General features: G+C 67.2%; 25 protein-coding genes. 7 read left to right on the top strand and 18 right to left on the bottom strand.

Translation table 11 applies throughout. From position 1 onward, the window contains the following. Window positions 1-25 precede the first annotated feature (25 nt). From AB3X52_RS04130 to AB3X52_RS04095, 8 genes are all read right to left on the bottom strand, one after another. Window positions 26-1084: a glycosyl transferase family 90 gene (locus tag AB3X52_RS04130; protein WP_367991571.1), complete on the bottom strand. Its 1059-nt coding sequence runs from the start codon at window positions 1082-1084 to the stop codon at window positions 26-28. A gap of 80 nt (window positions 1085-1164) precedes the next feature. Beyond that, window positions 1165-1356 carry a hypothetical protein gene (locus tag AB3X52_RS04125; protein ID WP_367991569.1) on the bottom strand — a complete coding sequence of 64 codons (192 nt, stop codon included), beginning with the start codon at window positions 1354-1356 and terminating at the stop codon, window positions 1165-1167. A gap of 241 nt (window positions 1357-1597) precedes the next feature. Further along, window positions 1598-2884 carry an O-antigen ligase family protein gene (locus tag AB3X52_RS04120; RefSeq protein WP_367991567.1) on the bottom strand — a complete coding sequence of 429 codons (1287 nt, stop codon included), beginning with the start codon at window positions 2882-2884 and terminating at the stop codon, window positions 1598-1600. A gap of 270 nt (window positions 2885-3154) precedes the next feature. Continuing rightward, window positions 3155-4519, bottom strand: coding sequence for a lipopolysaccharide biosynthesis protein (locus AB3X52_RS04115; protein WP_367991565.1), 1365 nt, complete (start codon window positions 4517-4519; stop codon window positions 3155-3157). Beyond that, a complete protein-coding gene (locus AB3X52_RS04110; protein ID WP_367991563.1) occupies window positions 4516-5475 on the bottom strand; it encodes a sulfotransferase family protein in 960 nt (319 codons plus the stop codon). The genes AB3X52_RS04115 and AB3X52_RS04110 overlap by 4 nt, the downstream gene beginning before the upstream one ends. Window positions 5476-5892: 417 nt before the next feature. Further along, the gene (locus AB3X52_RS04105; protein WP_367991561.1) at window positions 5893-7032 is read right to left on the bottom strand and encodes a glycosyltransferase; all 1140 of its coding nucleotides are present in this window, start codon (window positions 7030-7032) and stop codon (window positions 5893-5895) included. Then, window positions 7029-8162: a glycosyltransferase family 4 protein gene (locus tag AB3X52_RS04100; RefSeq protein ID WP_367991559.1), complete on the bottom strand. Its 1134-nt coding sequence runs from the start codon at window positions 8160-8162 to the stop codon at window positions 7029-7031. The genes AB3X52_RS04105 and AB3X52_RS04100 overlap by 4 nt, the downstream gene beginning before the upstream one ends. 8 nt (window positions 8163-8170) lie before the next feature. Beyond that, a complete protein-coding gene (locus AB3X52_RS04095) occupies window positions 8171-9550 on the bottom strand; it encodes a tyrosine-protein kinase domain-containing protein (RefSeq protein ID WP_367991557.1) in 1380 nt (459 codons plus the stop codon). Window positions 9551-9829: 279 nt separating this feature from the next. Here AB3X52_RS04095 and AB3X52_RS04090 point away from each other — a divergent pair, with 279 nt between their 5' ends. The 3 genes from AB3X52_RS04090 (at window position 9830) to AB3X52_RS04080 (ending at window position 12511) form a co-directional block, all read left to right on the top strand. Beyond that, on the top strand, window positions 9830-10339 hold the full coding sequence (locus tag AB3X52_RS04090) for a hypothetical protein (RefSeq protein WP_367991555.1): 510 nt from the start codon (window positions 9830-9832) through the stop codon (window positions 10337-10339). Between the two features lie 319 nt (window positions 10340-10658). After that, a complete protein-coding gene (locus tag AB3X52_RS04085) occupies window positions 10659-11105 on the top strand; it encodes a helix-turn-helix domain-containing protein (protein WP_367991553.1) in 447 nt (148 codons plus the stop codon). 701 nt (window positions 11106-11806) lie between these two features. Next, window positions 11807-12511 carry a hypothetical protein gene (locus AB3X52_RS04080; RefSeq protein ID WP_367991551.1) on the top strand — a complete coding sequence of 235 codons (705 nt, stop codon included), beginning with the start codon at window positions 11807-11809 and terminating at the stop codon, window positions 12509-12511. 227 nt (window positions 12512-12738) lie between these two features. On the opposite strand, the gene AB3X52_RS04075 is transcribed toward AB3X52_RS04080, so the two are convergent. The 4 genes from AB3X52_RS04075 to AB3X52_RS04060 form a co-directional block, all read right to left on the bottom strand. Beyond that, the gene (locus AB3X52_RS04075; protein ID WP_367991549.1) at window positions 12739-12939 is read right to left on the bottom strand and encodes a hypothetical protein; all 201 of its coding nucleotides are present in this window, start codon (window positions 12937-12939) and stop codon (window positions 12739-12741) included. 109 nt (window positions 12940-13048) lie between these two features. After that, window positions 13049-14800 (bottom strand): DUF4012 domain-containing protein, encoded by a 1752-nt coding sequence (locus AB3X52_RS04070; RefSeq protein ID WP_367991547.1) that lies wholly within the window; start codon window positions 14798-14800, stop codon window positions 13049-13051. An 86-nt stretch (window positions 14801-14886) separates the two neighbouring features. Continuing rightward, complete coding sequence (locus AB3X52_RS04065) at window positions 14887-15309, bottom strand: hypothetical protein (RefSeq protein WP_367991545.1); 423 nt, start codon at window positions 15307-15309, stop codon at window positions 14887-14889. Between the two features lie 232 nt (window positions 15310-15541). Beyond that, window positions 15542-16363, bottom strand: a complete 822-nt coding sequence (locus AB3X52_RS04060) for a beta-keto acid cleavage family enzyme (protein ID WP_367991544.1) — start codon at window positions 16361-16363, stop codon at window positions 15542-15544. A gap of 23 nt (window positions 16364-16386) precedes the next feature. Here AB3X52_RS04060 and dtd point away from each other — a divergent pair, with 23 nt between their 5' ends. Further along, a complete protein-coding gene (dtd, locus tag AB3X52_RS04055; protein WP_367991542.1) occupies window positions 16387-16815 on the top strand; it encodes a D-aminoacyl-tRNA deacylase in 429 nt (142 codons plus the stop codon). 167 nt (window positions 16816-16982) lie between these two features. On the opposite strand, the gene AB3X52_RS04050 is transcribed toward dtd, so the two are convergent. The 5 genes from AB3X52_RS04050 to AB3X52_RS04030 all read right to left on the bottom strand — a co-directional run bounded on the left by AB3X52_RS04050 (window position 16983) and on the right by AB3X52_RS04030 (window position 19771). After that, window positions 16983-17282 carry a DUF1416 domain-containing protein gene (locus AB3X52_RS04050; RefSeq protein ID WP_367991541.1) on the bottom strand — a complete coding sequence of 100 codons (300 nt, stop codon included), beginning with the start codon at window positions 17280-17282 and terminating at the stop codon, window positions 16983-16985. Then, the gene (locus AB3X52_RS04045) at window positions 17282-18130 is read right to left on the bottom strand and encodes a sulfurtransferase (RefSeq protein WP_367991539.1); all 849 of its coding nucleotides are present in this window, start codon (window positions 18128-18130) and stop codon (window positions 17282-17284) included. Before AB3X52_RS04045 ends, AB3X52_RS04050 begins: the two co-directional genes overlap by 1 nt. 45 nt (window positions 18131-18175) lie before the next feature. Beyond that, on the bottom strand, window positions 18176-18628 hold the full coding sequence (locus AB3X52_RS04040; RefSeq protein WP_367991537.1) for a DUF4395 domain-containing protein: 453 nt from the start codon (window positions 18626-18628) through the stop codon (window positions 18176-18178). Window positions 18629-18867: 239 nt separating this feature from the next. Further along, window positions 18868-19425 (bottom strand): thioredoxin family protein, encoded by a 558-nt coding sequence (locus AB3X52_RS04035; protein ID WP_367991535.1) that lies wholly within the window; start codon window positions 19423-19425, stop codon window positions 18868-18870. Between the two features lie 52 nt (window positions 19426-19477). Then, window positions 19478-19771 carry a MerR family transcriptional regulator gene (locus AB3X52_RS04030; RefSeq protein WP_367991533.1) on the bottom strand — a complete coding sequence of 98 codons (294 nt, stop codon included), beginning with the start codon at window positions 19769-19771 and terminating at the stop codon, window positions 19478-19480. Window positions 19772-19908: 137 nt separating this feature from the next. Between AB3X52_RS04030 and AB3X52_RS04025 the strand changes: the two genes are divergently transcribed. Beyond that, window positions 19909-20337: an Hsp20/alpha crystallin family protein gene (locus AB3X52_RS04025; RefSeq protein ID WP_367991531.1), complete on the top strand. Its 429-nt coding sequence runs from the start codon at window positions 19909-19911 to the stop codon at window positions 20335-20337. 84 nt (window positions 20338-20421) lie between these two features. Here the strand turns inward: AB3X52_RS04025 and AB3X52_RS04020 are convergent, their stop codons facing one another. Beyond that, a complete protein-coding gene (locus AB3X52_RS04020) occupies window positions 20422-20688 on the bottom strand; it encodes a MoaD/ThiS family protein (RefSeq protein WP_367991529.1) in 267 nt (88 codons plus the stop codon). A gap of 123 nt (window positions 20689-20811) precedes the next feature. Here AB3X52_RS04020 and AB3X52_RS04015 point away from each other — a divergent pair, with 123 nt between their 5' ends. Together AB3X52_RS04015 and mshD are read left to right on the top strand one after the other, a co-directional pair. After that, the gene (locus tag AB3X52_RS04015; RefSeq protein ID WP_367991527.1) at window positions 20812-21579 is read left to right on the top strand and encodes a response regulator transcription factor; all 768 of its coding nucleotides are present in this window, start codon (window positions 20812-20814) and stop codon (window positions 21577-21579) included. Further along, on the top strand, window positions 21576-22388 hold the full coding sequence (gene mshD, locus AB3X52_RS04010; RefSeq protein ID WP_367991755.1) for a mycothiol synthase: 813 nt from the start codon (window positions 21576-21578) through the stop codon (window positions 22386-22388). Before AB3X52_RS04015 ends, mshD begins: the two co-directional genes overlap by 4 nt. Window positions 22389-22509 lie beyond the last annotated feature (121 nt).

The raw sequence follows: 22509 nt of genomic DNA, 5'->3' as shown, positions 1-22509 counted from the left end.
TGTACCGCCTGCAGCATTAATTGATCTACTCAGTGCATCGCACAAGCTCAGCCACTCGCCGCTTGGCGGATCGTGGCAGTGCCATTCGTTGAATGGCCTGAGATTCGCCCAGCGACGACGCCGCGCGCGTGTTCAGCACGTCATGCCAGCGCCGAAGGACGGACGCCCGCGTCAATATGCGCTGCGCAAAGTCCTGCGCCCGCCGAGCGATCTCCAGCGCCTCTCTGGGATGACTATCTGCCCAATTCAGTTGTTCCACGAGGTCGGCCAGATCCCTGCGTACTGGAATATACTCTTTGAACGGCTCAAGTTCCGTGAACCACCACTCGTTCCAGGGGCGTTTTGCGATAAACAGTGGCCGTCCAGAGTGGAGCAGCAACTTCACACGCCCGCTATAGCCGCGGCCTTCGACATCGATGAGGTAACGGAAACGTCGAACCTGGTTCAGTATATCCATGCCTTGGTGAGCGCGACGGCGGGCGACTGGCGAAAGACGGCGACGGGGTGACCACCGCGGATAATAGGCACCCGTGGCCCAGAATTCGGCGCGCTCCGCGTGCTTCTGACCCCACGTAAGGAGTCGGTAACGGGCCGGGATCCGAGCTGGATTTCCCATCCAACCAAGCAGATCAGTCTCCGATGGAACCGAACCGGCGGCCGCGAGGTCGCGCGCGAGTTCGTCCCATCCGACCGAAGGGGCTAACGGCTGCTGAAACATGAAGTCAGGAACCCCAATGTCAGCAAGTCCGCGCCGCTCGGAGAACGAGAGGACTTCGCCAGCATGGCCGATTGGTCGGTCGCCCGTATGAAACAACGTCGGAGGCAAGTAATTCGCGCTTGGTTCGACGTCGCTCAATAGCTGAAACAACAAAGCGTGGCGGTTGCTGAAGCCTTGAAAATCGAGTGCACTGAGACCAGTTCCGTCGTTCCAGAGGACGATCTTCTCGTAGAGCGGATCGGCGAGTTGACGCGGCAAGCGTGACACGGATTCGACTTGGTGAACGCGAACCAAAATTGGGTCCTTCCTAGAGAGATGGCGGAATTCCAGTTTTGCATTAGATCCGTTGATGGCGGCGTGACGCAAAAACGTCAAGACTTCCCGAAAGATTGCGGCAACCGCAGAGTTGGATTCTAGCCTCGTTGGCCACAGCGGGATGACAGAACTCAGAAACTACTTGGCGTCCAGCGGAGGATGCCGAGCGCGGTAGCCGACTCGGTCTGCGCACCCTGCGGTGCCTCGGCTTCCTCGCCCGAAAGCGGGGCCGGCTGAGTTTGAGCTGGATGCAGTTCAAGGTGCAGCCCGTGACGGTCTTCATGCTGGTTTAGCACGGTCAGCCAATAGCGCATTGGTGCCATGCTCAGTCCTCAGACCGTCGCCGTCACCACGCACCGTCGGGTTCCGGACGGGGTGGTACAAGTCGGCCCTTCAGACAGGCGCCGTCGCGGCAGCGGCTATCACGGGGCCGGGCCTTCCAGGGACCGGCCAACGTCGTGTTGTCGCCGCGAAGCTCGTCCTTAGCGACAACACAATGAAGAGCAGGGCGTCGAAGATATCCAATAGCTGGGGCGGGATGCGCTGGAGACGGCTCCGAAGAGCTCATCGACCGCCACCACTCGCGGCGCTGTTGCCAGCAAGGTCGATGGGTCGGACGCTCATGGCGCGACCCTCGGACTCGTCCCAAGCCGCGACGCCGTCTCCTGACCCGTTTGCTGGCGTGATTTCCCTGTCGGCTTCCTCTGCCGAACCAACCAGGGAAATGGCAAGGCCGATTGCACACCATGCAGGAATCGCGGCCATCAGACGGTTCTCGAACATGAGAACCTCCGTAGAGTTGTGGACCACGTACATCAACAGGACTGCAGCCCCGAATCGGCTCGACTCGTTGCAGCCATGCAACGCGAGCCGGGACCAAAGGGTCAGCAAGACTACGGCAATGAGGATGACTCCGATGTAGCCGAGCTGTAGATAGGTCTGCATATAGGTACTGTGCGAGGAGAGTTCGGTGTTCAGAATGTCGCGCGGTAGCGCGCCGGCACCGAGACCAGTCCACTCGTGGCCAGCGACCGCCCTTGTAATTGCTGGCCAGAGGACTTGGCGCCCCGATGTGGCGGGCCGTCCGGTGTGTAGAGCAATCCACTGTGAAACCGTGAACGCCCGAGGGCTGGTGAATGTGTGAAGGAAGTACCACGTCAGTGCCGAAACCCACGTGATGCAGCCGACGACACCGATAAGCCAGAACGTCTTGCGCGAGAGCACCTTGGCGCCCCAGTAGCCGAGAATTAGGACGGCCGTGTAGGCGACCAGGCCACGGAAGTCGAGCAGGAACGCAAGCGTGCCCGTCACCAGGAAGAAGGTGCCGGCGTAGAACCAGGACTTCTGCGGCTTGCTGTAGATGAGCAGCGACATCATGAACGCCACAAGGTAGGCGACCGCCCCGCCGGTCGCGTTCTTTGACATATGACCGAAGTTCACCGCCAGCACTCCGATTGTGACCAGCGCATAGGCCCAACCACGGAACCACCGGTAGGCGACCATCTCTTTGCCGTAGGTGGCGAACAGCAGGATCGCCGACCCGGCCGCTGCGGTCGACGCAGTGTGCCGGAGGCCCTGATAACCGTGTTGCGGAGCCCCCACAGAGCTGAAGAGGTAAGCCAGGACGAGAGCCGCTATCGCGATCCTCAGGCGCGGTGCGCGGTGCGACCGCGTAGCGATCGGCAGCAGCGAGTAGAGCCCAGCGGCAGCGCCCACCGCGTCCCCCAAAGAGCCGCTGACGCCGGAGATGACTGGGACCGACAGGAACAGCAGCCCGAGCAGCGCCGCGAGCAGCCGCAGGTCAGTGGGATCAGTCAGCCGCCGTTGCAGACGGCTATGAGCACTAGGCATGGCATCGCAGCCTAGGCCAACGTGGACCCACCTGCGTCCGAAGCGGCGCCGGGCTGATCCCACCACGAGGCCCAAGACGAGGAACTGATGAACGAACCGGATGGGGTCGACGTTCCAAATAGTCAGGACCGGCTTCATCGCCGCTCCCCATCGCAACACGTTCACCGCGAATCTGCAGCAGCCCGAGCCCCTGGAGCGCCCTCGACTCAACCTGGATAATTGTCAACCTGGACCGGTCAAACTCCCTGCTCGCCGACATGTGCAACGTCCTCACTTACTCTTCTCTGCCACCAGGCACCCACTTACCGGATCTTCAACATTCCCCCTGGGTGGCCAGAACACGCCAAGAACCGTGGGATCGATGCCGATGCGCCGGCGACAGTAGACCCACGCGACGAGGTTCCATCCGGCTGCGGCGAGCGCGATGCAGATCGCTGCGCCCTTGGCACCCAAACTTCCGACGGCAACCGGCATCACGCCGACACTCACCGCATTAAACACGAGGAGGATCGCGGTGTACGCATTCTGTTTGCCGCTCATCTCGAGCAGCGCTCCAGTCGGCCCAGCCAACGTGTTCACGAGGTAACCCGCCCCAAGAATGACCAGCGCGGAGTAGCCACCGTGGAAACCACCGCCGAAGAGGCCCAGGATCCAAGGCCCGCAAACGACGATTCCTACGAATCCTACGGAGCCGAAGATTCCACCAATCCAGGCGGTCAGAGTGCAGACCGTCTGCGCTCGGCGGCGATCACCGACAACCAGGGCTCGGGACAAGAGGGGAGTGCAGATGATGCTCGTCGCGAGCAGGAGCAGGTTCAGCAATTGCGCCACGCGTAGGGCAGAGAAGAACGGCCCGGCAGACGCAGCACCCATAAGGTGCTCGATCAAGATGACTGACAGAGCCGGAGCCGCGTTCATGATCACTGAACTAAGCCAGAGTCCTCGCGCCGGCGCTGCCCACTCAGACCGGGCGTAGCGCGCTGGGCCGCGGAAGATTCTTCGACCTTGGCGGCACTCGAAAAAACCGAGTTGAGCCACGGCCGTGATCGCTAACGAGATCGCAAAGATCCATACCCACGCAAGCGCCGAGGTCGAATTCGTCCCCCAGACGACGACAGAGCCGGCTGCCCCGATGAAGATCCCGAAGCGCCAAAGTAGGTCACGCGGCACCAAGGTGAGCGCAAGCCCAGCCATTGCCCGGAACGCCACCGCCTGGAACTCGACGACTCCCATGGCGATCGTCAGACAGCACACGCCGAGAATCCACCAGGGAGCTGTTTGACCGTTTGCAAGCGAGTACAGCACCACCACGACCGAGCACGCTCCACAGCCGGTCAGCACGAGCCGATAGCTGTGCCGCATCACGCCTCGGGCGAGCTCGACTTCGCCCGTTTCGTCATAAGCCGCGGCGAATCGCAGGGACAATGGGCGCTGGCCCAGACTTCCGACGACCGCAAGAAGCGTCGTCAAGGAAAAGGCCGAACCGAAGTAGCCGTAGTCTTCTGCTGACATCGCATGCGCCAGCGCGACGAACATGACGAACTGAAGCCCGGCGCTGGCAATCTTGATGCCAAAAGCGACGGCACTGCTTCCGATCAGGTGCCGATGCGGGCTCCGAAGGATCCTGCCCATCATCGGGGATCAGTCCTCCACTGTCGCCACTTGTAGGAAACCGCACCGCGCCACCCGCGCTCGCGCGCGTAGGAGCGAACCACCCTCGCAGCGTCGGCAATCGCCGCGCATCGGGTGTACCAAGCTCTGGGTGCCTCAGCTCGAGTCGCAAGCACGGGCGTGTATCCGCACGCTTGCATCTGGTAGTAACAGATGGCCTCGATCTTTCGGAGGTGTCGCGGGTCAACGGCCGTGCGCCACGCTGACTCCGTTTGGCGGACGCCTCGCGACGTCGCCGCCCTGCCCCATCGCTCCCCGGTCTGGATCACGCCCAGGGCACCGGTATCAAACTTGACTCCGAGCCAGGACGCGACACGACCGAGCGTCTCCTCGGGTCGTGCTGTCAGATCTTCATAGCGAACTTCGGTGAAGCGATCTGGGTGGGTCAACGCAAACGTCGCCGCCGCCGCGGCGGCGTCACGCCATATGACCGCCGACCTCAACCAACTCCGGCCCCATGCCCGGTTCATCGAAAGCGCAGTGTCCCGCGGATCCCGCACGATGTTGATCACTCGCGCATCGGGCCAGGTGGCTGAGATGAGATCCAGCTCGAAGATGTTCTCCGGTGTCTTGTCTCCCCAGAACAGTGGACGAAGCCGACCTTCCTTCTCCGCAAATGAGAGAACAACGCTCTCGAATGCAGCACCCGGATTCGTACCCCGGATTGCGGACGCCAATAATTCTGGGTCAGGCCACAGGCCACGGTCTTTCATGTGCGACCCGAACGCGGACTCCTCGATTCGACGCACCAGTGAGCGCGGGTCTTCGTGCGCAGCAGCCCGTAGGAAGAGTCCGAGTATCTGAAACTCCTCCGGAAGGAGGTACACGCCGTCGAAGCCGCGGAGCGCGGTCTTCATCAGCGTCGTGCCACTCCGCGGCGCACCGACGATGAAGAGCGGCGTCCCGTCATACACGCTCATCTATCCCTCCAGAACGAATGCACACTTGCCGCTCGGTCGACCATACGAACGGCGCCGACGCTACGTCCTCGGCCCGCGCTTCAATGGGCGAGCACAGCAACGCGAACGTCGGCACTGCGATACAGCATCGCCCAATCGCGGTGTCGAGACGCAAAGGCGGCTCAGGGCTCGCGAAGACCAACAGGGGCAACGCGTAGAGCGAGCTCCTTAGCGACGAATCCACGTGATGGCCAACCAAAGCCATGATGATGAGCACCAGCAGGACAGCGACGAGCAGTGCTCGAACCAGACGGCTCACGTTCCAGGAATGGATCAGGTTGGGCCCATCTCCGGATAGAACACCTACAGACTTCGACGCCCTTAACCCGACAGTCGACTCCCTGTACGCATCCTCGGCCGAGCGGCCTCCCTGCCAGTTCACCGTGTTGCCGGCGGCGTCCACACCGCAAAGGTCTCGCCTCGGCGGGCCCGCAGGACGCCAAGCAACGTGGACATGACAGCGACGAGCAGATCCCAGACGAAACTTGACGACTTCGGCACAACGACCCGTGCGGCGACCGTCAAGACGGTGGCCGCCGCGAGTGCGATGAGGCCAGGCACGCCGACGGAGGCAAGGAACACAAGAGCAGCGAGCAGTCCTACGGAAACGGGCACGGCGCCCCACCATCGGAGCATCTTGTGCGCCGCGTACTTGTACTTGTCTACCGGCGACATCGCCTCGCGCCCGGACTTCATCACAGTGTGCGTGTGAAAGGCTCGCGCAGCGATGCGCACCTTGCGGCGGGCTTCGTCTGCCCGGTCGGAGACCAGCCGCTCATACGCCACAACTGACGGAGCCTTGACGAGACGCTTTCCCGCAAACACGACAGCCATCGAAACGGTGAAGTCGTCCTGCACGGTGTCGGGGAAATCTGGATAGAGCTCACGACGTACGCTGAAGATAGAGCCGTCGGCTCCCATCACGTTCCCGGTCGCCGACTCGAGGGCCTTGCTCCACTCCTCCAGTCGCCAATACAGGCCACCAGCCGCTTCGGTAGCGGTGCCTTCGGCCGAGGATATGTAATGGAGGGAGCCACCCACTCCTCCGACCCGCTCGTCAGCGTAGTAACGACCCAGTTCGGCAACGCAGTCCACGTCGAGGATGACATTGGCGTCGGTGAAGACCAGGTAGTCGGCCCGGCACTGCGCGACCATCTGCTTCATCCCGTGCGCCTTTCCCGTGCGGCCGGAACCTCTGACGACCGTGACCAGGTCCGGCTCGGCCTGTAACAACTGGAGGGTGCCGTCGCTGGAGGCGTCGTCGTAGGCGAAGACCTGCAGGTTCGGGTACCGCTCCTTCAGATCGCGGATGTTGGCGAGCTTGTCCGGCATCACCCTGGCCTCGTTATAAGCGCAGAAGAACAAGGCGAAGCCCGCTCCATCTGTGCCGGCTTCGCCCAGGCTGAGCGGCTTCTTCGGCAGCAGGCGAAGGGTTAGGGGATAGATCACGTATGGGTACAGGAAAAGGAGTCCGCACGCGACCGCGACCATCGCAGACACAACGGTCACCGTCGTCATCGGTTCCTCCCGCCGCGGCTGAAGGCGGCGACCGCTGGACCGACGTGCAAGTCCCACGAGAAGTTCGCCAGGGCGTGCTCTCTGCCCTTCGAAGCGATCCGCCCACGCGTCTCGTTGTCGACGACCATCCGTCGGATCGCGTCGGCGATCGAGTGGACGTCATCACCATCGACGAGAAAGCCGGTCTCACCGTCAAACACGAAGTCCCTCGGCCCTCCGTCACGACCCGCGATCACGGCACAACCATGTGCCATCGCATCCGCGATCGCGATCCCGAACCCCTCAAAATCGGCGCCCTCGTGCGAGTGGGGGTGGACAAAGATGTCCGCCCAGTCGTAAAGGTCGGGGACTTCCTCGTCGGCCATGAACCCGAGCATGCGCACCTGCCCACCGAGACCGTTGCGGTCAATCGTGTGCTGGATCGTCTCGACCTCAGGGCCCTTGCCCGCGATGCGGAAGTCGATCGATTTCCGCACCGCTTCATCAAGCGACGCGACTGCTTCGACCGCGTTTCGAACGTTCTTCCGGGCAACCAGTCGACACAAGGAAAGCAAGCGCACTGGGCCGTCATGGGCGGTACGCATAGAGTTCTCCGCCCTCAGCGCGTCCGTGAGCCCATTGTGCGCGACCTGCCACCTGGCGCTGTCTTTCGGTCTGACGGCGGCCAACGCGACGGCCCGAGTCTCCGCGGAGACCGCAAGCACCGTCGCCGCGCGGCGGAACACGCGGCGCATCAACGGGCGGGCGCCTGGCGGGAAGTTGAGCACCTCACGTCCGTGCACAGTGACCACTCGCGGCACTGTTCGGAACACCATGTCCGCCACGACACCCACACGCCAAGTAGTCGAGTGGACGCCGATAACACCATCGCACGCCTTCGCCGCCGAACACGCTTCGCGAAGCATCCGTCGAAAGACGGTGACCTGTCCGCCTGGCCCGGCGTTCCACAAGCGGAATGCTCCGTCGGGCGTGCTGCGCGTTCCCCACCCAGAATTCCCTTCGGTCTGCGTGAGCACGACGACGCCGCAGCCCGCCCGCAAATATGCCCGCACAACCTGTTCGGAGTAAGTCTCAACGCCGCCCAGCACCGGCGGGAATGCCTTGGCGAGAACAACAACCGTCCCCGTCATAGATCCACTCATCCCTTGTCAACCTGTCCGGCGGTGTCGGGGGCATAGCCGTACCCATACCCGTAGCCGTACTTGCGGTTCCTGCCCGGCACCCCATTGATGACAACGCCTACGAGGGCAGCGTCGACCTGTGCGAGGCGATCGAGCGAGTGTCGAACTTGGTCACGCGTGACGTTGCCGTGGCGTACGAGAAGAAGAGCCCCGTCGGCCCGAGAGGCGAGGAGCGCGGCGTCGGTGACTGGCAGGAGCGGAGGGGCGTCGATAATGACGACGTCGTACTCCTTGCGGAGCTGGTCGAGGATATCCTGCATAGCGTGCGACTGAAGTAGCTCGGCCGGGTTCGGCGGGACCGGGCCTGCGGCGATGAACTCGAGGCCGCTGGCGTCGTGTTTCTGGACCGCATCTGGAAAGGACACCTTCCCGACGAGCAGGTTGGTGAGACCGACCGCGCCGTCGAGCTGAAGCTGCGCGTGAGCCTTCGGACGACGCAGGTCGCTCTCGAGGAGCAAGGTTCGTACGCCGGCCTGGGCAAGACTGATGGCAAGATTGGTAGCGGTCGAGGTTTTGCCCTCGTTCGGCACCGCGGACGTCACTACGAAGATTTTCTGCGCGCTGTCGACGTCAATGAACTGCAGGTTCGTCCGCAGCACGCGGAAGGCCTCGGCGCGCGGCGAGTGGGACTCGATGTCGCTGACCAGTGGCGTCTTCGTCGCATCGGAGTCGAACGTGATGGCGCCCAGGACCGGAGCCTCGGTCACCTCTGCGAGGTCGTCCGTCGAGTTGATCCGGGTGTCGAGCGTCTGGCGGAGCACGGCGAGGCCGAAGCCGATGAGCAGCCCAAGGACGACGCCGAGGCCGATGTTGCGGACCGGCTTCGGAGAGACCGCAGCGTCGGAGTACGAGGCGTTGTCGACGATCGTCGCCTTGATCGGCGCCTGCTTCTTGCCCGGCGGCGTCTCCAGCTGGCGAACCATGTCAGTGAGGTGCTCGGCGTACGACTGCGCGATCGACTGCGCCTGATGCGGGTCGGGATCGGTCGCAGTGAGGGTGAGGTTCACCGTGTTCGTCGCGACCGTGGCCTTCACCTGCCCGGAGAGATCGGCGGGCGTCGTCGAGAGGTGGAGGTCCGAGATGACCTGCTGCGCGAGTTCGCGCGAGGAGACAAGGTCGGCGTACGACTGCACGCGTGCCTGCGAGAACTGGCCGGCCTGGTTGAGCGCGCTGGCGTCATCGAGGTTCGATGTCGAAACGAAGAGGCGGGCGCTCGAGGCGTACTCCTTCGTCTGGACCAGCGTGAGCGCCACCGCCGCAGCCGCGCACACGAGCGTCGTCACCACGATCCATGCCCACCGACGGCGCACGATCTTCAAGTAGTCAGTGATCTCCACTGGCGAGGGTTCCTTCCCGCGTCATGCCCCATGCACGACTGACTGACGCGGAACGGGCCTCGGTGCACCGTTCCGACCGGACCATTACACAGGGTCCAGGTGGGCCCTGTTCACGTTTTGGGTGGACTGGACAACCCCAGTATTGGGGGTTCGCACGGCGTGTCCAGACCACATGACAGTGGCTAGGTACTGAGAGGTCGAAGCGCGGGACGCCCGGAGCAGCGTTCCCACACGCCGATTCCGCTGCGCCGATGGCCTCGTCGTCCTACCGTGATCGGCATGGTCTCGATTCCTGCACGCTGCGCGCGATGCGGTTACACGTTCCAACCGAGCGGCGGCATCTGGATCGAGGGCGCCACCAACGTGACGTTCAGCAACAACACCGTCAACTGTCCCCGCTGCGGCGGTCGCGCCCAGTTCATCGACGGCACCTTCGACGTGGTCGATGGCTCTATCGCGATGCGTTCCGGGCCGGCATGGAGCTGGGATGTGGTCGAGTCGCTTCGGCTGACGCTGGTTCGGATTGTCGAGGACCAGCCTGAGGACCCGGTGGCCGCGGTCGAGACGACGAACCCCCGCATCGCTGGCATGCTACGTCGCGCCACGACGGGCTGGAGCAGGGGCGAAATCATGAGCCTGCTCAGCCTGCTCCTGTCAGTGTTGAGTTGGCAGGGTGCGACCCCTGCGGACATCAAGCAGTGGATGACTGACGCTGAACAGGCGGTCGTCCAACTCATCGAGCAGTCGGCGCAGGAAGGGCCACCACCGGGTCCGCCCACTTCCCGTTGATCCACGCTTGGCCGGCGCTGCCGTTCATCTTTTCGCTCCGTTCGGTCTCACTGAACGCGCCCAAAGATCGAACGCATGGGAGGCTCGCAGCTTGCGACAGGAGGCGGTCGACGGACCGGCGGAAGGGATCGAGGAGCCGGAACGTCCACGGTGAAGCGACGGCAAGCATCTTGTGGCGAGCGGGCCGTCGAGGATCGCTGACAGCTGCCACCCCTGTTTGCCTCATCGGTCTAGCCGTGAGCATGCAAGCAGCCTTGAAGGGTTGCAGTTGTGTCTGCAACCACGCACACTTGCAAGTGCAACACACAATGCAATGGGAGTGATCAAGGTGACCGGCACGGTCGAGACACAAAGTCGCGTGCTCGTGGCGCGCGAAGAGCGAGTGCAGGCGAAGACGCTGCTCGAGAGGCTCGCCGGCAGCGATGACCTCGTCGTCGAGCTGCCTCATGACCTGACGGCCTCGGTGCCCCGGGAGCTCGCGGGCATCATCCGCCAAGTTCTGGAAGCGATGGCTTCCGGCGGCACGGTGACGGTTGGCTCCATGCCCGACGAGCTCACCACGACAGTCGCTGCCGAACAGCTCGGCGTGTCACGAACGACGCTCATGAAGATGATCAACCGCGGCGACATCGCCGCACACAAGGTCGGGTCGCATCACCGCCTCAAGACAGCCGATGTTCGCGCGTTCAAGCGGGCCCGACTCGCGCGCCAGCGCGCAGCGCTGGCGGAACTGCGCGACCTTGAGGACGAACTCGACGCGCGCTGAGCCGAAGCCGACAGGCGGGGACCCAAGCGCACCGAATCAGCCGCCACTGTTTCAACATCCTGGCCCGTTCGGTGTTGCCGATGGCGCCCAAAGATCGAACGGACGGGACCCTGGAGGCACGCCAGCAGGAACCGTCGTCGTACTCAGGCGATTGGCCGACGGCGTGGGCGGCGGGTCTAGATTGGGTGCGGCAGTCCGGCTCGGAGTGTCCCCTGGGGTGAGCACCGCGGTGGGTCACCCGGCCGGACTGTCGCACTACCTGTCGGTGCCCAGCGGGCGGGGGGAAGCATTCGCGCGCGTGCGGGTGGCACGACTCGGCCCCGTCACTCTGCGTGAGCGTGCCGGGGCCGTCGTTCCTTCCCGCGCACCGAGCGGCGAGGCGCAGGGAAAGTGACGGCCAGTACCCGACACGGAGTTCCCGAAAACCACCCCGCGCGACAATTTTTCTCGATAGCGTCTGCGACGGCTCGCGACGTCCCCACGACTCACCGCGGGCCGACGAAAGGCCCCAGCCTCAGGGGGAGGCTGGGGCCTGTTCGCACCCGCCGCCAGGTCGGCTCCGGACGATGCGCATCGGCGGTGGCCTTGGGCCCTGGTCGGTCGATCAGCGGTGTGCTAGACACGAAATGGACGGGCCCCGTGCCTCACCACTCGCTCAGCAGACGGCGAGACCGACCAGCGATCTCAGGAGCTGATCAAGCATGACCGCTCCTCACCCCTCGGCAGGTGGATCTCCCCCGCGCGGCGTCGCCGGGCGGCTCGAGGACCTGACGCGCGCCGAGCGACGCGCGCGGACGGCGGACCTGCTCAGCCGGGTCCCCACGTGCCACGACGCCCTCGCCCGGAGTCGTCTGATGGTCGAGATCGCCGCGCTCAATCTCTGCCGCGCCGACGCCGTCGCCCACCGCTACCGGCACCCCGCCATCGACCGGCGCGAGCTCCGCGACTGCGTCCGCCGGGCGCTGCTCCAGGGCGTCGCCACCTTCGCCCCCACCGCCGGTGACGACCTGTGGGCGCAGGTGATGCCCGTCGTACGCCGCGCGGCGCTGGGCTACGTCAGCGCCCACCCCCTCAGCACCGTCCGTGAGCTGTACGCCGGCCGCGACCGCGCGCTCGGGCCGGAGGCGCTTCGCGGGCTGCTGGGTGAGAGCGGGCTCGACCAGGAGCAGACGACGCGGCTGCTCGGCACGCTCAGCGGCCTGACCTGGACGCGGCGGCTGCCGCCGCGCGAGCGCTGGCTGCTCTGCCTCCAACTGTTGAAGGGCACGCGCGAAGCGACGCCGCGTCCGACCTCGCTTCCGCTCGGTGGCCGGCCCTCGCGCCTCGTCGCCCGTGTCCTCCCCCTTCTCGGGACCGGTGCGCCGCGTCGACCACCCGACGCGCCCCTCCCGTCGGGCGCCGCGTGAGCCTGACTCGTCTCTCCATCGTTCGCCGAGAGGGACGGTCGGCGTCGACGGCGATCGGGTGCCGACGACGATCCGGCGCGGGCCACGGGGTGCGACAGCCCTCAGGCGAGTGTCCCGCTGGCACCGCGACAGGTCACCCGGGGGGCTGCCGCACTTCCTCCAGGGTTCCCGCTTGGCCGGGGGAACCATTCGTTCCACCGCGATCGTTATTGAACTCGTCCGGCCGCTCAGTCATCGGAGTGGTGATCCCGACGGCGGTCGTTGCGCTTCCACGCCCGGCGGCCCAGGACCAACTCGATGGCCGCCTCGATCGCCGCATGGTCCGGCGCCCGGCCGGCCTTCGCGCCTTTCGCCAGGAGAGCCTGGACCTGGCGCTGCTCGCGCTCGGACAGAGCGAAGTAGCGATCGTGGGGTCTGCCACTGCTCATGTGGGCTCAACGGCTGTGGTCTAGAGCAGGTCACGGCCCCAGAGGAGGTGACCTGCGCCGCCGTGCGACCCCTGGCGATGATTCGCTCCCGCCCAGCGGGCGGAGACGGTCAGTGGCAGGAGGACTTCGCGGCGCTGGCGGAGGAGTCGAGACCGGGGGTGACGTCGAGGTCGGCGTCGCCGGTCTGCCCCTTGCCGGACTTCATCTGCCAGCCGAGGTCGACCTTCTGACCCGGCTCGAGCGTGACGTAGAGCTGGGCGACGGGCCGGCCGTCCTCGTGGGAGAGCCAGGCGGTCGAGTCGGGCTTGCCGTCCTGCATGACGTGGCTGATCGTCCCGCCGACCGGGCCGTGGATGAAGATCGTGACGATCTGGCTGCCCTTGCTGATCTGGAAGTCGCGATAGCCGCCGAGGATGTAGGGCGTCTGCTTTGCCACGTTGTCCTTCGAGAGCGTGCTCGTGAACGTGGCGCTGCCGGTGAGGCCCTGGACGCCCGAGGTGCAGTAGGTCGAGCGTACGGCCGCGTCGTAGCGCAGGAAGTAGCTCATCTTCGACATCGTCGAGTCGTTGAGGCTGACGGTGACCTGCGGGCTGGACGTCGAGGCGGTCACGAAGTCGCCCGCGACCGGGGTGCCGGTGAGGCGCTTCTGCACGTCGGCGTGGAAGGAGTGGATGAGGACGCGGTGCTCGATCGCGCCCTTGCCGAGCGCACGGATCAGCGCCTGCGGCGAGCCGGTGCCGTTGGCGATCCGGTCGAAGACGGTCTTGGCCACCGCCCGGAAGAAGACGTCCTGCTTCGTCGGGTCCGGGATCTTGACGTAGACCTGGTGCAGGAGGACGTCGGTGGCGTTGTCCGGCGTGAGCTCGACGCCCTGGACGGTCACCGGGCCGGTGGCGGCGAGGAGGTAGCCCAGCTCGACCGCGTCCACCGTGATGACGCCGTCGACGTGCTCGCCACGGACCTCCTCCCAGCGCGCCTTCCACAGGTCGGCGGTGCGGGCGAAGTCGGGGGTGACGTTGGCGTCGAGGAAGTAGGTGCCGAGCTGGTCGCCATAGATGTTGCGCTCCGCGGCCGTCAGCGGCAGGACGGAGGACTTGCGCATCGGGATCTCGTTGCCCGCGACCTGCACCGGCATCGTGATCTTGCCGTTCTGGGTGTGCAGCAGCGAGACCGCGCCGGGGAGGCCGCCGGTGCTGCGGATCTCCGCGTTGTTCTGCATGACGAGGAGGTAGTTCCGCGGGCCGTCGCCGCCGAGCATCGTCGGCAGGATCTTCGCCGCGATGTCCGCGCTCGCCATCGTCGAGGCGGCGCTGTCGATCCGGCCCTCGAGGTCGCGGTAGCGGTTCTTCAGCCCGGTCAGGTAGCCCGACGGGTCCTGCGTGGCCAGCTCGTCGCGGGCGCCGGCGAGCGCGGTCGACGCGTCGGCGATGCCGCCCTGCAGCTTCGTCACCGCGGCGATGTCGACCTTGCCGTCCTTGGGCACGATCGTGGACAGGTCCGTCGCCGACTGCGCGAGCGAGGCCAGCCCCTGGTCGCTGAGGTCCGCCACGACGCGGCTCGCCACCCGGACACCGCGGGCGTCGTCGCCGTACGCCGGCAGGTGGGTCGCCAGCGACCACACCCAGCCGTCGGTGCGCTCGTGCGCGTCGCGGCTGTGGGTGCGCAGGCTCGCCAGCGCGCGGTCGATGCCGGCCGAGTCTCCGTCCGCGACGGCGGACTGGAGGTGGGCCGCGTCGTCGGTCGCCGCGGAGAGACTGCTCTGGACCTGGTGGGCCTGCCAGGCGGCGTACACGCCGAGCACCACCAGGACGACGACCAGGGCCCCGACGGCGGAGAGGATCCACCGCTTGGGATTCGACACGCGCATGAGCTACCTCAGGATCACAGACATGGGAAACGGGCCCCGCGGCACGCCGCGGGGCCCGTCAGCGAAGCGAACGGCTCGGATCAGCCCCTGGTCCACCAGCGGTACTTGGGGTAGACCGGGCGGTAGTGACCCTTCGGGGTGAAGGTCACCCAGACGCGGTAGGTGCCGCGCTTGAGGTTCCAGATCTTCACCGAGACGTCCTTCTTGAACGTCCACCGCGTGATGACACGCTTGTGGCCCTGCGGGTCCACGATCGTGATCCGCATCTTGCCACCGAGGTGGCGCGGGTTGCCGACCCGGAACCAGCCGGCGTGGTGGGCGCGCGCCCGCGGCTTCTTGATCCCCGGACGCGGAGCCTTCGGGCACAGGCCGTAGCCCGGAGTGCCGCACTTGCTGCTTGTCTTGGCCAGCACCGGCGACGCCTGGGAGGCGCCCCCCGACACCGTTGTCAGGCCGGCCGCCATCAGGAACGCCGCGAGGATCGCGACGATCAGCTTCTTCATGTGTCCTCCTGCCGAGACCCGGAGCAGGGTCGGCCGTCGACCTATCTGTACGAAGGTAAAGCATGCTCGAAGGAGGCGCCTCGCGCAGCCGCTTCCCCAAAATAGGTGACACAGGTCTGGACCTCTAGACCAGGTGGGTGGTCCCGGGTGCTGGGGTCCCGCTCTGGTCCGACCCCGGGTCCGGGCTGGGCCGGCGCTGAGCCGGCCTTGGCCGGCGCTCAGGGGCCGGCGCTCAGGGCAGGCCGAGCAGCGACCGTGCGTCGGCGGGGGTCAACGGCTCACGCTGGGCCAGGCGGCCCGCCTCGACGGCGCGGTCGACGAGCTGGCGGTTGTGCTCGACGGGTACGCCGCGGCGCAGCGTCAGCACGTCCTCCATGCCGACCCGGAGGTGGCCGTCCATGCTCAGCGCGGCCAGCATCACCGGCAGGGTCGTGCGGCCGACCCCGGTCGCGGACCAGCTCGTCACCTCGGGCGGGAGCGCGGTGACGGCGCTGACGAGCGCCTGGGCCGTCCCCGGCATCCCGCCCGGGACACCGAGCACGAAGTCGACGTGCACCCGGCCGCCGTACGGAAGGCCGAAGCGGTCCAGCAGGCGCCGCAGGCTCGCGACGTGGCCCAGGTCGAAGAGCTCGAACTCCGGTACGACCCGGCGCTCCTGGGTCAGCTGGTAGAGCTCCGTCACGAACGGCCACGGGTTGGAGAAGACGTCGTCGCCGAAGTTGGTGGTCCCCATCGTGAGGCTGCACGCGTCGGGGGCGGCGTCGAGGACCTTCAGGCGCTCCTCGAGCGGGTCGTGGACGCTGCCGCCCGTCGAGAGCTGGACGATCAGGTCGGTCCGCTCGCGCAGCGCCTGCACGGTGTCGGTGAGCCGGGTGAGATCGAGGGTCGGGCGGTGGTCCGCGTCGCGGATGTGGACGTGGATCATCCGCGCCCCCGCCGCCTCGCACTCCCCGGCGGTGCTCACCAGCTCCTCGAGGGTGGTCGGGAGCTGGGGGCAGTCCGCCTTCGCCGTCTCCGCGCCGGTGGGCGCCACGGTCACGAGCAGTCCGGTCATGGGGCCAATCTAGGGTGCTACCCATGCGTGCCGTCGTGACCCGAGTGTCGTCCGCGTCCGTGAGCGTCGACGGGACGGTGGTGGGGTCGCTGGCCTCGCCGGGGTTGCTCGTGCTGCTCGGGGTCGGCCACGACGACGGCCCCGACCAGGTCGCCTGGATGGCCCGCAAGATCTGGGGGCTGCGGATCCTCGAGGACGAGCAGTCCGCCTCCGACATCGACGCACCGATCCTGGTGGTCTCGCAGTTCACGTTGTACGGCGACGCGCGCAAGGGCCGCCGCCCGACCTGGACCGCCGCCGCCCCGGGGCCCGTCTCCGAGCCGGTCTACCTCGCCGTCTGCGCGGAGCTCGAGCGCCTCGGCGCCCACGTCGAGCGCGGCGTCTTCGGCGCCCACATGGACGTCGCCTCCGTCAACGACGGTCCGATCACGCTGATCCTCGAGACGCCGTAGGGCTGCGGCCGCCCGAGGCGGGGTAGTCCGGGACGTTCGCGTCGGTTACTCACCAGTAGACCGACCCGAACGTCCCGGACTACCCCCGGTGGGCCGGCAGCGACCGCCACGAACGCCGACGGCCCGCCCCTGCCGGAGCAGGAGCGGGCCGTCGTACGACGTCGTCGTCAGCCGATCGGGATGGTGACCTCGGCGACGTTGCCGGTCGCGGCGTGGACGACCTTGTCGACCGGCTCGGCCTTCGGCGCGAGGGTGCGCAGGGTCCACTGGCCGTCGCCGGCGAAGAACCGGAAGTGGCCGGTCGCGGAGGTCGGGACCTCGGCGGTGAACTCACCGGTCTTGTCGAGCAGGCGGACGTAGGCGCCGTGCACCGGCTCGCCGCCACGGGTGACCTGGCCCTGGATCACGGCCTCCTTGGCCACGTCCACGCCGGCGAGCGAGAGCCCGCCCTCAGTCGCGCCGCACATCAGGCCTCCCCAGCGTCGTCGCCGAGGACGACCGGGACGCCGACGAGGGAGCCGTACTCGGTCCACGAGCCGTCGTAGTTCTTGACGTTCTCCTGGCCGAGGAGCTCCTTGAGCACGAACCAGGTGTGCGAGGAGCGCTCGCCGATGCGGCAGTAGGCGATGGTGTCCTTCGAGAAGTCGACGCCCGCCTCCTCGTAGATCTTCTTCAGCTCGTCGTCCGACTTGAAGGTGCCGTCGTCGTTGGCCGCCTTCGACCACGGGACGTTGGCCGCGGTGGGGATGTGGCCCGCACGCTGAGCCTGCTCCTGCGGGAGGTGGGCCGGGGCGAGCAGCCGGCCGGCGTACTCGTCAGGCGACCGCACGTCGACGAGGTTCTTCACGCCGATGGCCTCGACGGTCTCGTCGCGGAAGGCGCGGATGGACTTGTCCTGCTCCTGCGCGGTGTAGGTCGTGGCCTGCCGCGAGGGCGCCTCGTCGGTCAGCTCGCGGGAGTCGAGCTCCCACTTCTTGCGGCCGCCGTCGAGAAGGCGGACGTCCTGGTGGCCGTAGAGCTTGAAGTACCAGTAGGCGTAGGCGGCGAACCAGTTGTTGTTGCCGCCGTAGAGCACGACGGTGTCGTCGTTGGCGACGCCCTTCGCGGAGAGAAGCGCCTCGAACTGCTGCTTGTTGACGAAGTCGCGGCGGACCTGGTCCTGGAGTTCGGTCGTCCAGTCGAGCTTGATGGCGCCCTTGATGTGGCCCTTGTCGTAGGCGGAGGTGTCCTCGTCCACCTCGACCAGCACGACCTTCGGGTCGTCCAGGTGCTCCTCCACCCACTGGGCAGTGACGAGAGAGTTCTCGCGGCTCATGTTCGTACCTTTCTTCTGCGCCACCCTTGGCGCGGGGTCTGTGTGTCAGGCGATTCGTTTGATCAGCAGGTAGAGCTCGCAGCCCAGGCAGAACCTGAAGACCGCGTTGAGGACGGCGGCGACCAGCGCGAGGCCCAGGGCCACCTGCGCGAGGAGCGGGACGCCGGCGGCGTACGCCACCAGCGCGACCACCGTGAAGACGAGTCCCACGGCCTGGGCGAACCGCGGCGGGGCCGAGTCCTCCAGCTCGGCCGGCGCTGCGAGTCGGGGCCGCACCAGCGTCCGGAAGACCCAGGAGTGCGGGGTCCGCTGGACACCGAGCGCCGCGCCGATCGCGAAGAACACCATCTGGACAACCGTCAGCACGACCGACGCGGCGGTCGGCAGGGCGAGCGCCAGCAGGAGTACGACGACGGTGACCGCCGCCGTGAACTGCGGGCCACGCGGGTCGATGCCGGCGGTGGTGCCGGCCGGCCGCGCGAGGACAGACGTTGACATGACGATGCTCTTCCTGGGCAGGGACTGTGGGCACGCGTCGGTGGTCCGACGCTCGCATGCAGTGACTCAGGACAGGCGAGAGGTCACTGCGACTCAGCCGCACATTCGACACAGCGACGAGCGCACGCGGCAGTGGTCCACTGCGCGGCGCTTGGTCAGCATGGTCGAGAGCATGGGACGACCCTAGCCTGTCGAGAAATCCTGTCGAAATCGCTGTCTCGTATTCCAAGATCCGCGTATCAGGATTCGAGATCGCCCTGAAGATCCGCGGCCGGGAGGGCACTCAGGACCTGCTCCTTGCGCGGCGCGCCGGCCGCTCGCGCCACCTCGTGACCGGCCGCATCGAGGACGATCGTCGTCGGCGTGCGCAGGATCCCGAGCCGGCGTACGACGTCGAGGTGCTCCTCCGCGTCGATGTCGACATGGACGACCCCCGGCACCGCCTCGGCCACGTCCGCCAGCACCCGGCGCGTCGTGCGGCACGGCGCGCAGAACGCGCTCGAGAACTGCACCAACGTCGCCCGCTCCCCCGGCGCCACGCCCGCCGCCTCGGCCAGGGAGGTCCATGTCGTCTCCCCAGGCTCGCCGGCGCTCGCGGCAGCAACGGGCGCGGCAGGGCCGCTCGCGGCGGGGTCGCTCGCGTCTGGGTCGCCCGCGGCGGCGTCCGACCCGCCGGGCGCGTCGGCCCCGCCCACGGCCCGCGTCCCGCGGAAGCGCCCGTCGGTCAGCGCGCGGTAGGCACCGAAGGCGACCGCCACGACGACGGCGACCAGGGCGATCCAGAGTCCGGTACTCACGAGAGGGCCAACCGCTCGGCGTACGCGCTCATTCCACCCTCGTTCCGCAGACTCACTCCGCCGGCCGCCGTGCCCGCAGGCGGACGTTGTCGGCGCGGAGGCGGGAGACCTCGTCCTCCAGGGCCAGCACGTGGCCGATCCCGGCGAGGTTGAGGCCGTCGGCGAGGAGCTCGCGGATGCGGATCAGCCGCTCGACGTCGGCCAGGGAGTAGAGGCGGGTGCCGCCCGGGGTCCGCGCCGGGTCGAGCAGCCCACGCCGCTCATAGACGCGCAGGTTCTGGATCTGCAGCTCCGCCATCTCGGCCGCGACGGAGATCGCGTACACCGCCCGGGTTCTCTCGCTCACCCTCTTGATTCTGCCTGAGGAAAGGAATATAAGAAATCTGTCACCGTTGATACAGATGCGGGCGCCTTCCGAGGTCCCCACGGGAGGCCCCGCCCCCACATCCGAGTCACGTCAACGATTCCCCTCAGGAGGTAGTCATGCTGCTTCGAAGCACCGACCCGTTCCGCGAATTCGACCGCCTCACCCAGCAGCTCCTCGGCACGACCAACCGCCCCGCGGTCATGCCCATGGACGCGTGGCGCGAGGGCGACCGCTTCGTCATCGAGTTCGACCTTCCCGGCGTCAGCCCCGAGACCATCGACCTCGACGTCGAGCGCAACGTCCTGACCGTCAAGGCCGAGCGGGTCCCCAACAACGGCGACTGGCAGATGCTCGCCAACGAGCGCGTCCGCGGCAGCTTCAGCCGTCAGCTCGTCCTCGGCGACAACCTCGACCTCGAGCACATCGAGGCGGCGTACGACGCCGGCGTGCTGCGCCTGGTCGTTCCGGTCGCTGAGAGGGCCAAGCCGCGCAAGATCGAGATCTCGACCGGCGGCACGTCCGAGCCGGCCGCGATCGAGCGCTGAGGTTCCACCCCGGAGTCGGGATAGTCCGGGACGTTCGAGTCGGTTACTCGTCAGTAGACCGACCGGAAGGTCCCGGACTAACGCTCAGCCCCCGGCGAAGGGCGGCAGGAACTCCACCTGTGACCCCGGCGGGACCTCGATCCCGTCGGGGTCTCGCGTCCCCACGGGGCTGTCCCCGAGGAGGGCGGAGCAGGTCGCGAGGACGTCGGGCAGCCGCGTCCCCGGGTGCAGGGCCACGGCCCGGCGTACGACCTCGCTCATGGTGATCGGACCCTCGACCTCGAGCGTGTCACTGTCGGTCCCGGCGGCCGCTTTGGCGGCGGCCCAATAGCGCACAACGATTGCGTTCATCACTCTTCCCGGTGGGACCCTTCCGCTGTGACCGTGGTGTTTCGTTAGTATGCGACCACGATCAACGGCCGAAGCCCAACGTTGCGTTTCGGTGCTCCTGACTCCTGCCGAAGGAAATTCCACATGAGCACCCTCCTGCTGCTGACCAGTTCCCTCCAGCCGTCGGCGGAGGTGCTGCCAGGCCTCGCGCTGCTGGGCCACCAGGTCAAGATCCTGCCCGCCGAGGGCAGTGCGCTGCTGGAGGCGCCCGACTCCGACCTGCTCCTGGTCGACGGCCGTCAGGACCTCGCCCACGCTCGCGACCTGTGCCGTCTGATCCGTACGACGGGCACCGACGTCCCCGTTCTGCTCATCGTGACCGAGGGCGGGCTCGCCGTGGTCAGCCACGACTGGGGCATGGACGACGTCGTCCTCCACACGTGCGGCCCGGCCGAGCTCGAGGCGCGCATCAAGCTCGCCGTCGGTCGGCTCGCCGCCGAGCGGGACGCCACCGATCCGGAGGCGCACGTCATCCGCTCCGGTGAGGTCGTCGTCGACGAGGCGACCTACACCGCCAAGATCGGCGGCCGCCCCCTCGACCTGACGTTCAAGGAGTTCGAGCTCCTCAAGTTCCTCGCCCAGCACCCCGGCCGGGTCTTCTCCCGCCAGCAGCTGCTGCAGGAGGTGTGGGGCTATGACTACTTCGGCGGCACGCGCACCGTCGACGTCCACGTCCGCCGCCTGCGCGCCAAGCTCGGCCCGGAGAACGAGACGCTCATCGGCACGGTCCGCAACGTCGGCTACCGCTTCGTCCTGCCGGCCAAGAACGCCGAGAGCCAGGCGGACGCGGCCCGCATCGCCGGTGGCGGCACGGTGTCGACGCCGGCCCAGCGGTTCGGAGCCGGGCTCTGATCGGCGCCTCCGGAGTCCTCGCGGTCGCGGCCGCCACGGCTGCGGCCGACGGCGTGGCTCCACTCGACGAGGCCACACTCCTGACCCTTCGTCATCATCCCGAGCAGGTTCGGATCTGGGGCGACAACCGCGGCGTCGGGCTGCTCATCGGAGAGGACCTGTCGCTCGTCGTCCTGCCGAACCACCGTGGCACGGGGCTCGGCAAGCGGCTGCTGCGCGAGGCGCCGGCCGACCAGCCGCTGACGGCCTGGTCCCACGGTGACCACCCCGCCGCGGCCGCCCTCGCCGCCTCCCACGGCTGGCGTCGCGCGCGGGAGCTGTGGGTGATGCGGCGGCCCACCGCCGATCTGGCCTCACTCGGCCCGGCCCCGGACGGGGTCGAGATCCGCGGCTTCCGGGCCGGAGACGAGGACGAGCTCCTCCGGGTCAACGCCGCCGCCTTCGCCCATCACCCCGAGCAGGGTGCACTCGACCGGGCGGGCCTCGCCGAGCGCATGGGCGAGCCGTGGTTCGAGCCCGCCGGGCTGATCGAGGCCTGGGACACCGCGACCGGGCGCCTGCTCGGCTTCCACTGGACCAAGCGCCACAGCGCCGACCTCGGCGAGGTCTACGTCGTCGGCATCGACCCGGCCGCCCAGGGTCGCGGCCTCGGGAAGCACCTCACCCTCGCCGGATTGCACCACCTCGCCGACGTCCGGGAGATCCACCTCTACGTCGAGGCCGACAACGAGCCCGCCGTACGCCTCTACTCCGGGCTCGGCTTCACCCACACCCAGGCCGACACGCACGTGCAGTACGCCCGCGACTGAGACCTCGCCGGATTCGTCCGGCAGGCGCCCGAGGTAGTCCGGGACGTTCGAGTCGGTTACTCCCGAGTAGACCGACCGAAACGTCCCGGAGTAGCCCGACTCCGTCAGCCTCTGTGGAGAG

This window comes from Nocardioides eburneus, from assembly GCF_040838215.1.
In the GTDB taxonomy this organism is placed as follows: Bacteria; Actinomycetota; Actinomycetes; order Propionibacteriales; family Nocardioidaceae; genus Nocardioides; species Nocardioides eburneus.
The sequence above is the reverse complement of the archived record's forward strand: the minus strand, read 5'-3'. Positions and strand labels throughout refer to the sequence as shown.

Bases quoted from the DNA above. Each gene is read 5' to 3' on its own strand.
- AB3X52_RS04120 (WP_367991567.1), bottom strand. From the start codon at position 2,884: ATGCCTAGTGCTCATAGCCGTCTGCAACGGCGGCTGACTGATCCCACT.
- AB3X52_RS04060 (WP_367991544.1), bottom strand. From the start codon at position 16,363: ATGACCGGACTGCTCGTGACCGTGGCGCCCACCGGCGCGGAGACGGCG.
- AB3X52_RS04045 (WP_367991539.1), bottom strand. From the start codon at position 18,130: ATGAGCCGCGAGAACTCTCTCGTCACTGCCCAGTGGGTGGAGGAGCAC.
- AB3X52_RS04090 (WP_367991555.1), top strand. From the start codon at position 9,830: ATGGTCTCGATTCCTGCACGCTGCGCGCGATGCGGTTACACGTTCCAA.
- AB3X52_RS04015 (WP_367991527.1), top strand. From the start codon at position 20,812: ATGAGCACCCTCCTGCTGCTGACCAGTTCCCTCCAGCCGTCGGCGGAG.
- AB3X52_RS04075 (WP_367991549.1), bottom strand. From the start codon at position 12,939: ATGAGCAGTGGCAGACCCCACGATCGCTACTTCGCTCTGTCCGAGCGC.
- AB3X52_RS04050 (WP_367991541.1), bottom strand. From the start codon at position 17,282: ATGTGCGGCGCGACTGAGGGCGGGCTCTCGCTCGCCGGCGTGGACGTG.
- AB3X52_RS04080 (WP_367991551.1), top strand. From the start codon at position 11,807: ATGACCGCTCCTCACCCCTCGGCAGGTGGATCTCCCCCGCGCGGCGTC.
- AB3X52_RS04115 (WP_367991565.1), bottom strand. From the start codon at position 4,519: ATGATGGGCAGGATCCTTCGGAGCCCGCATCGGCACCTGATCGGAAGC.
- AB3X52_RS04110 (WP_367991563.1), bottom strand. From the start codon at position 5,475: ATGAGCGTGTATGACGGGACGCCGCTCTTCATCGTCGGTGCGCCGCGG.
- AB3X52_RS04025 (WP_367991531.1), top strand. From the start codon at position 19,909: ATGCTGCTTCGAAGCACCGACCCGTTCCGCGAATTCGACCGCCTCACC.
- dtd (WP_367991542.1), top strand. From the start codon at position 16,387: ATGCGTGCCGTCGTGACCCGAGTGTCGTCCGCGTCCGTGAGCGTCGAC.
- AB3X52_RS04100 (WP_367991559.1), bottom strand. From the start codon at position 8,162: ATGACGGGGACGGTTGTTGTTCTCGCCAAGGCATTCCCGCCGGTGCTG.
- AB3X52_RS04040 (WP_367991537.1), bottom strand. From the start codon at position 18,628: ATGTCAACGTCTGTCCTCGCGCGGCCGGCCGGCACCACCGCCGGCATC.
- AB3X52_RS04125 (WP_367991569.1), bottom strand. From the start codon at position 1,356: ATGGCACCAATGCGCTATTGGCTGACCGTGCTAAACCAGCATGAAGAC.
- AB3X52_RS04065 (WP_367991545.1), bottom strand. From the start codon at position 15,309: ATGAAGAAGCTGATCGTCGCGATCCTCGCGGCGTTCCTGATGGCGGCC.
- AB3X52_RS04105 (WP_367991561.1), bottom strand. From the start codon at position 7,032: ATGACGACGGTGACCGTTGTGTCTGCGATGGTCGCGGTCGCGTGCGGA.
- AB3X52_RS04020 (WP_367991529.1), bottom strand. From the start codon at position 20,688: ATGAACGCAATCGTTGTGCGCTATTGGGCCGCCGCCAAAGCGGCCGCC.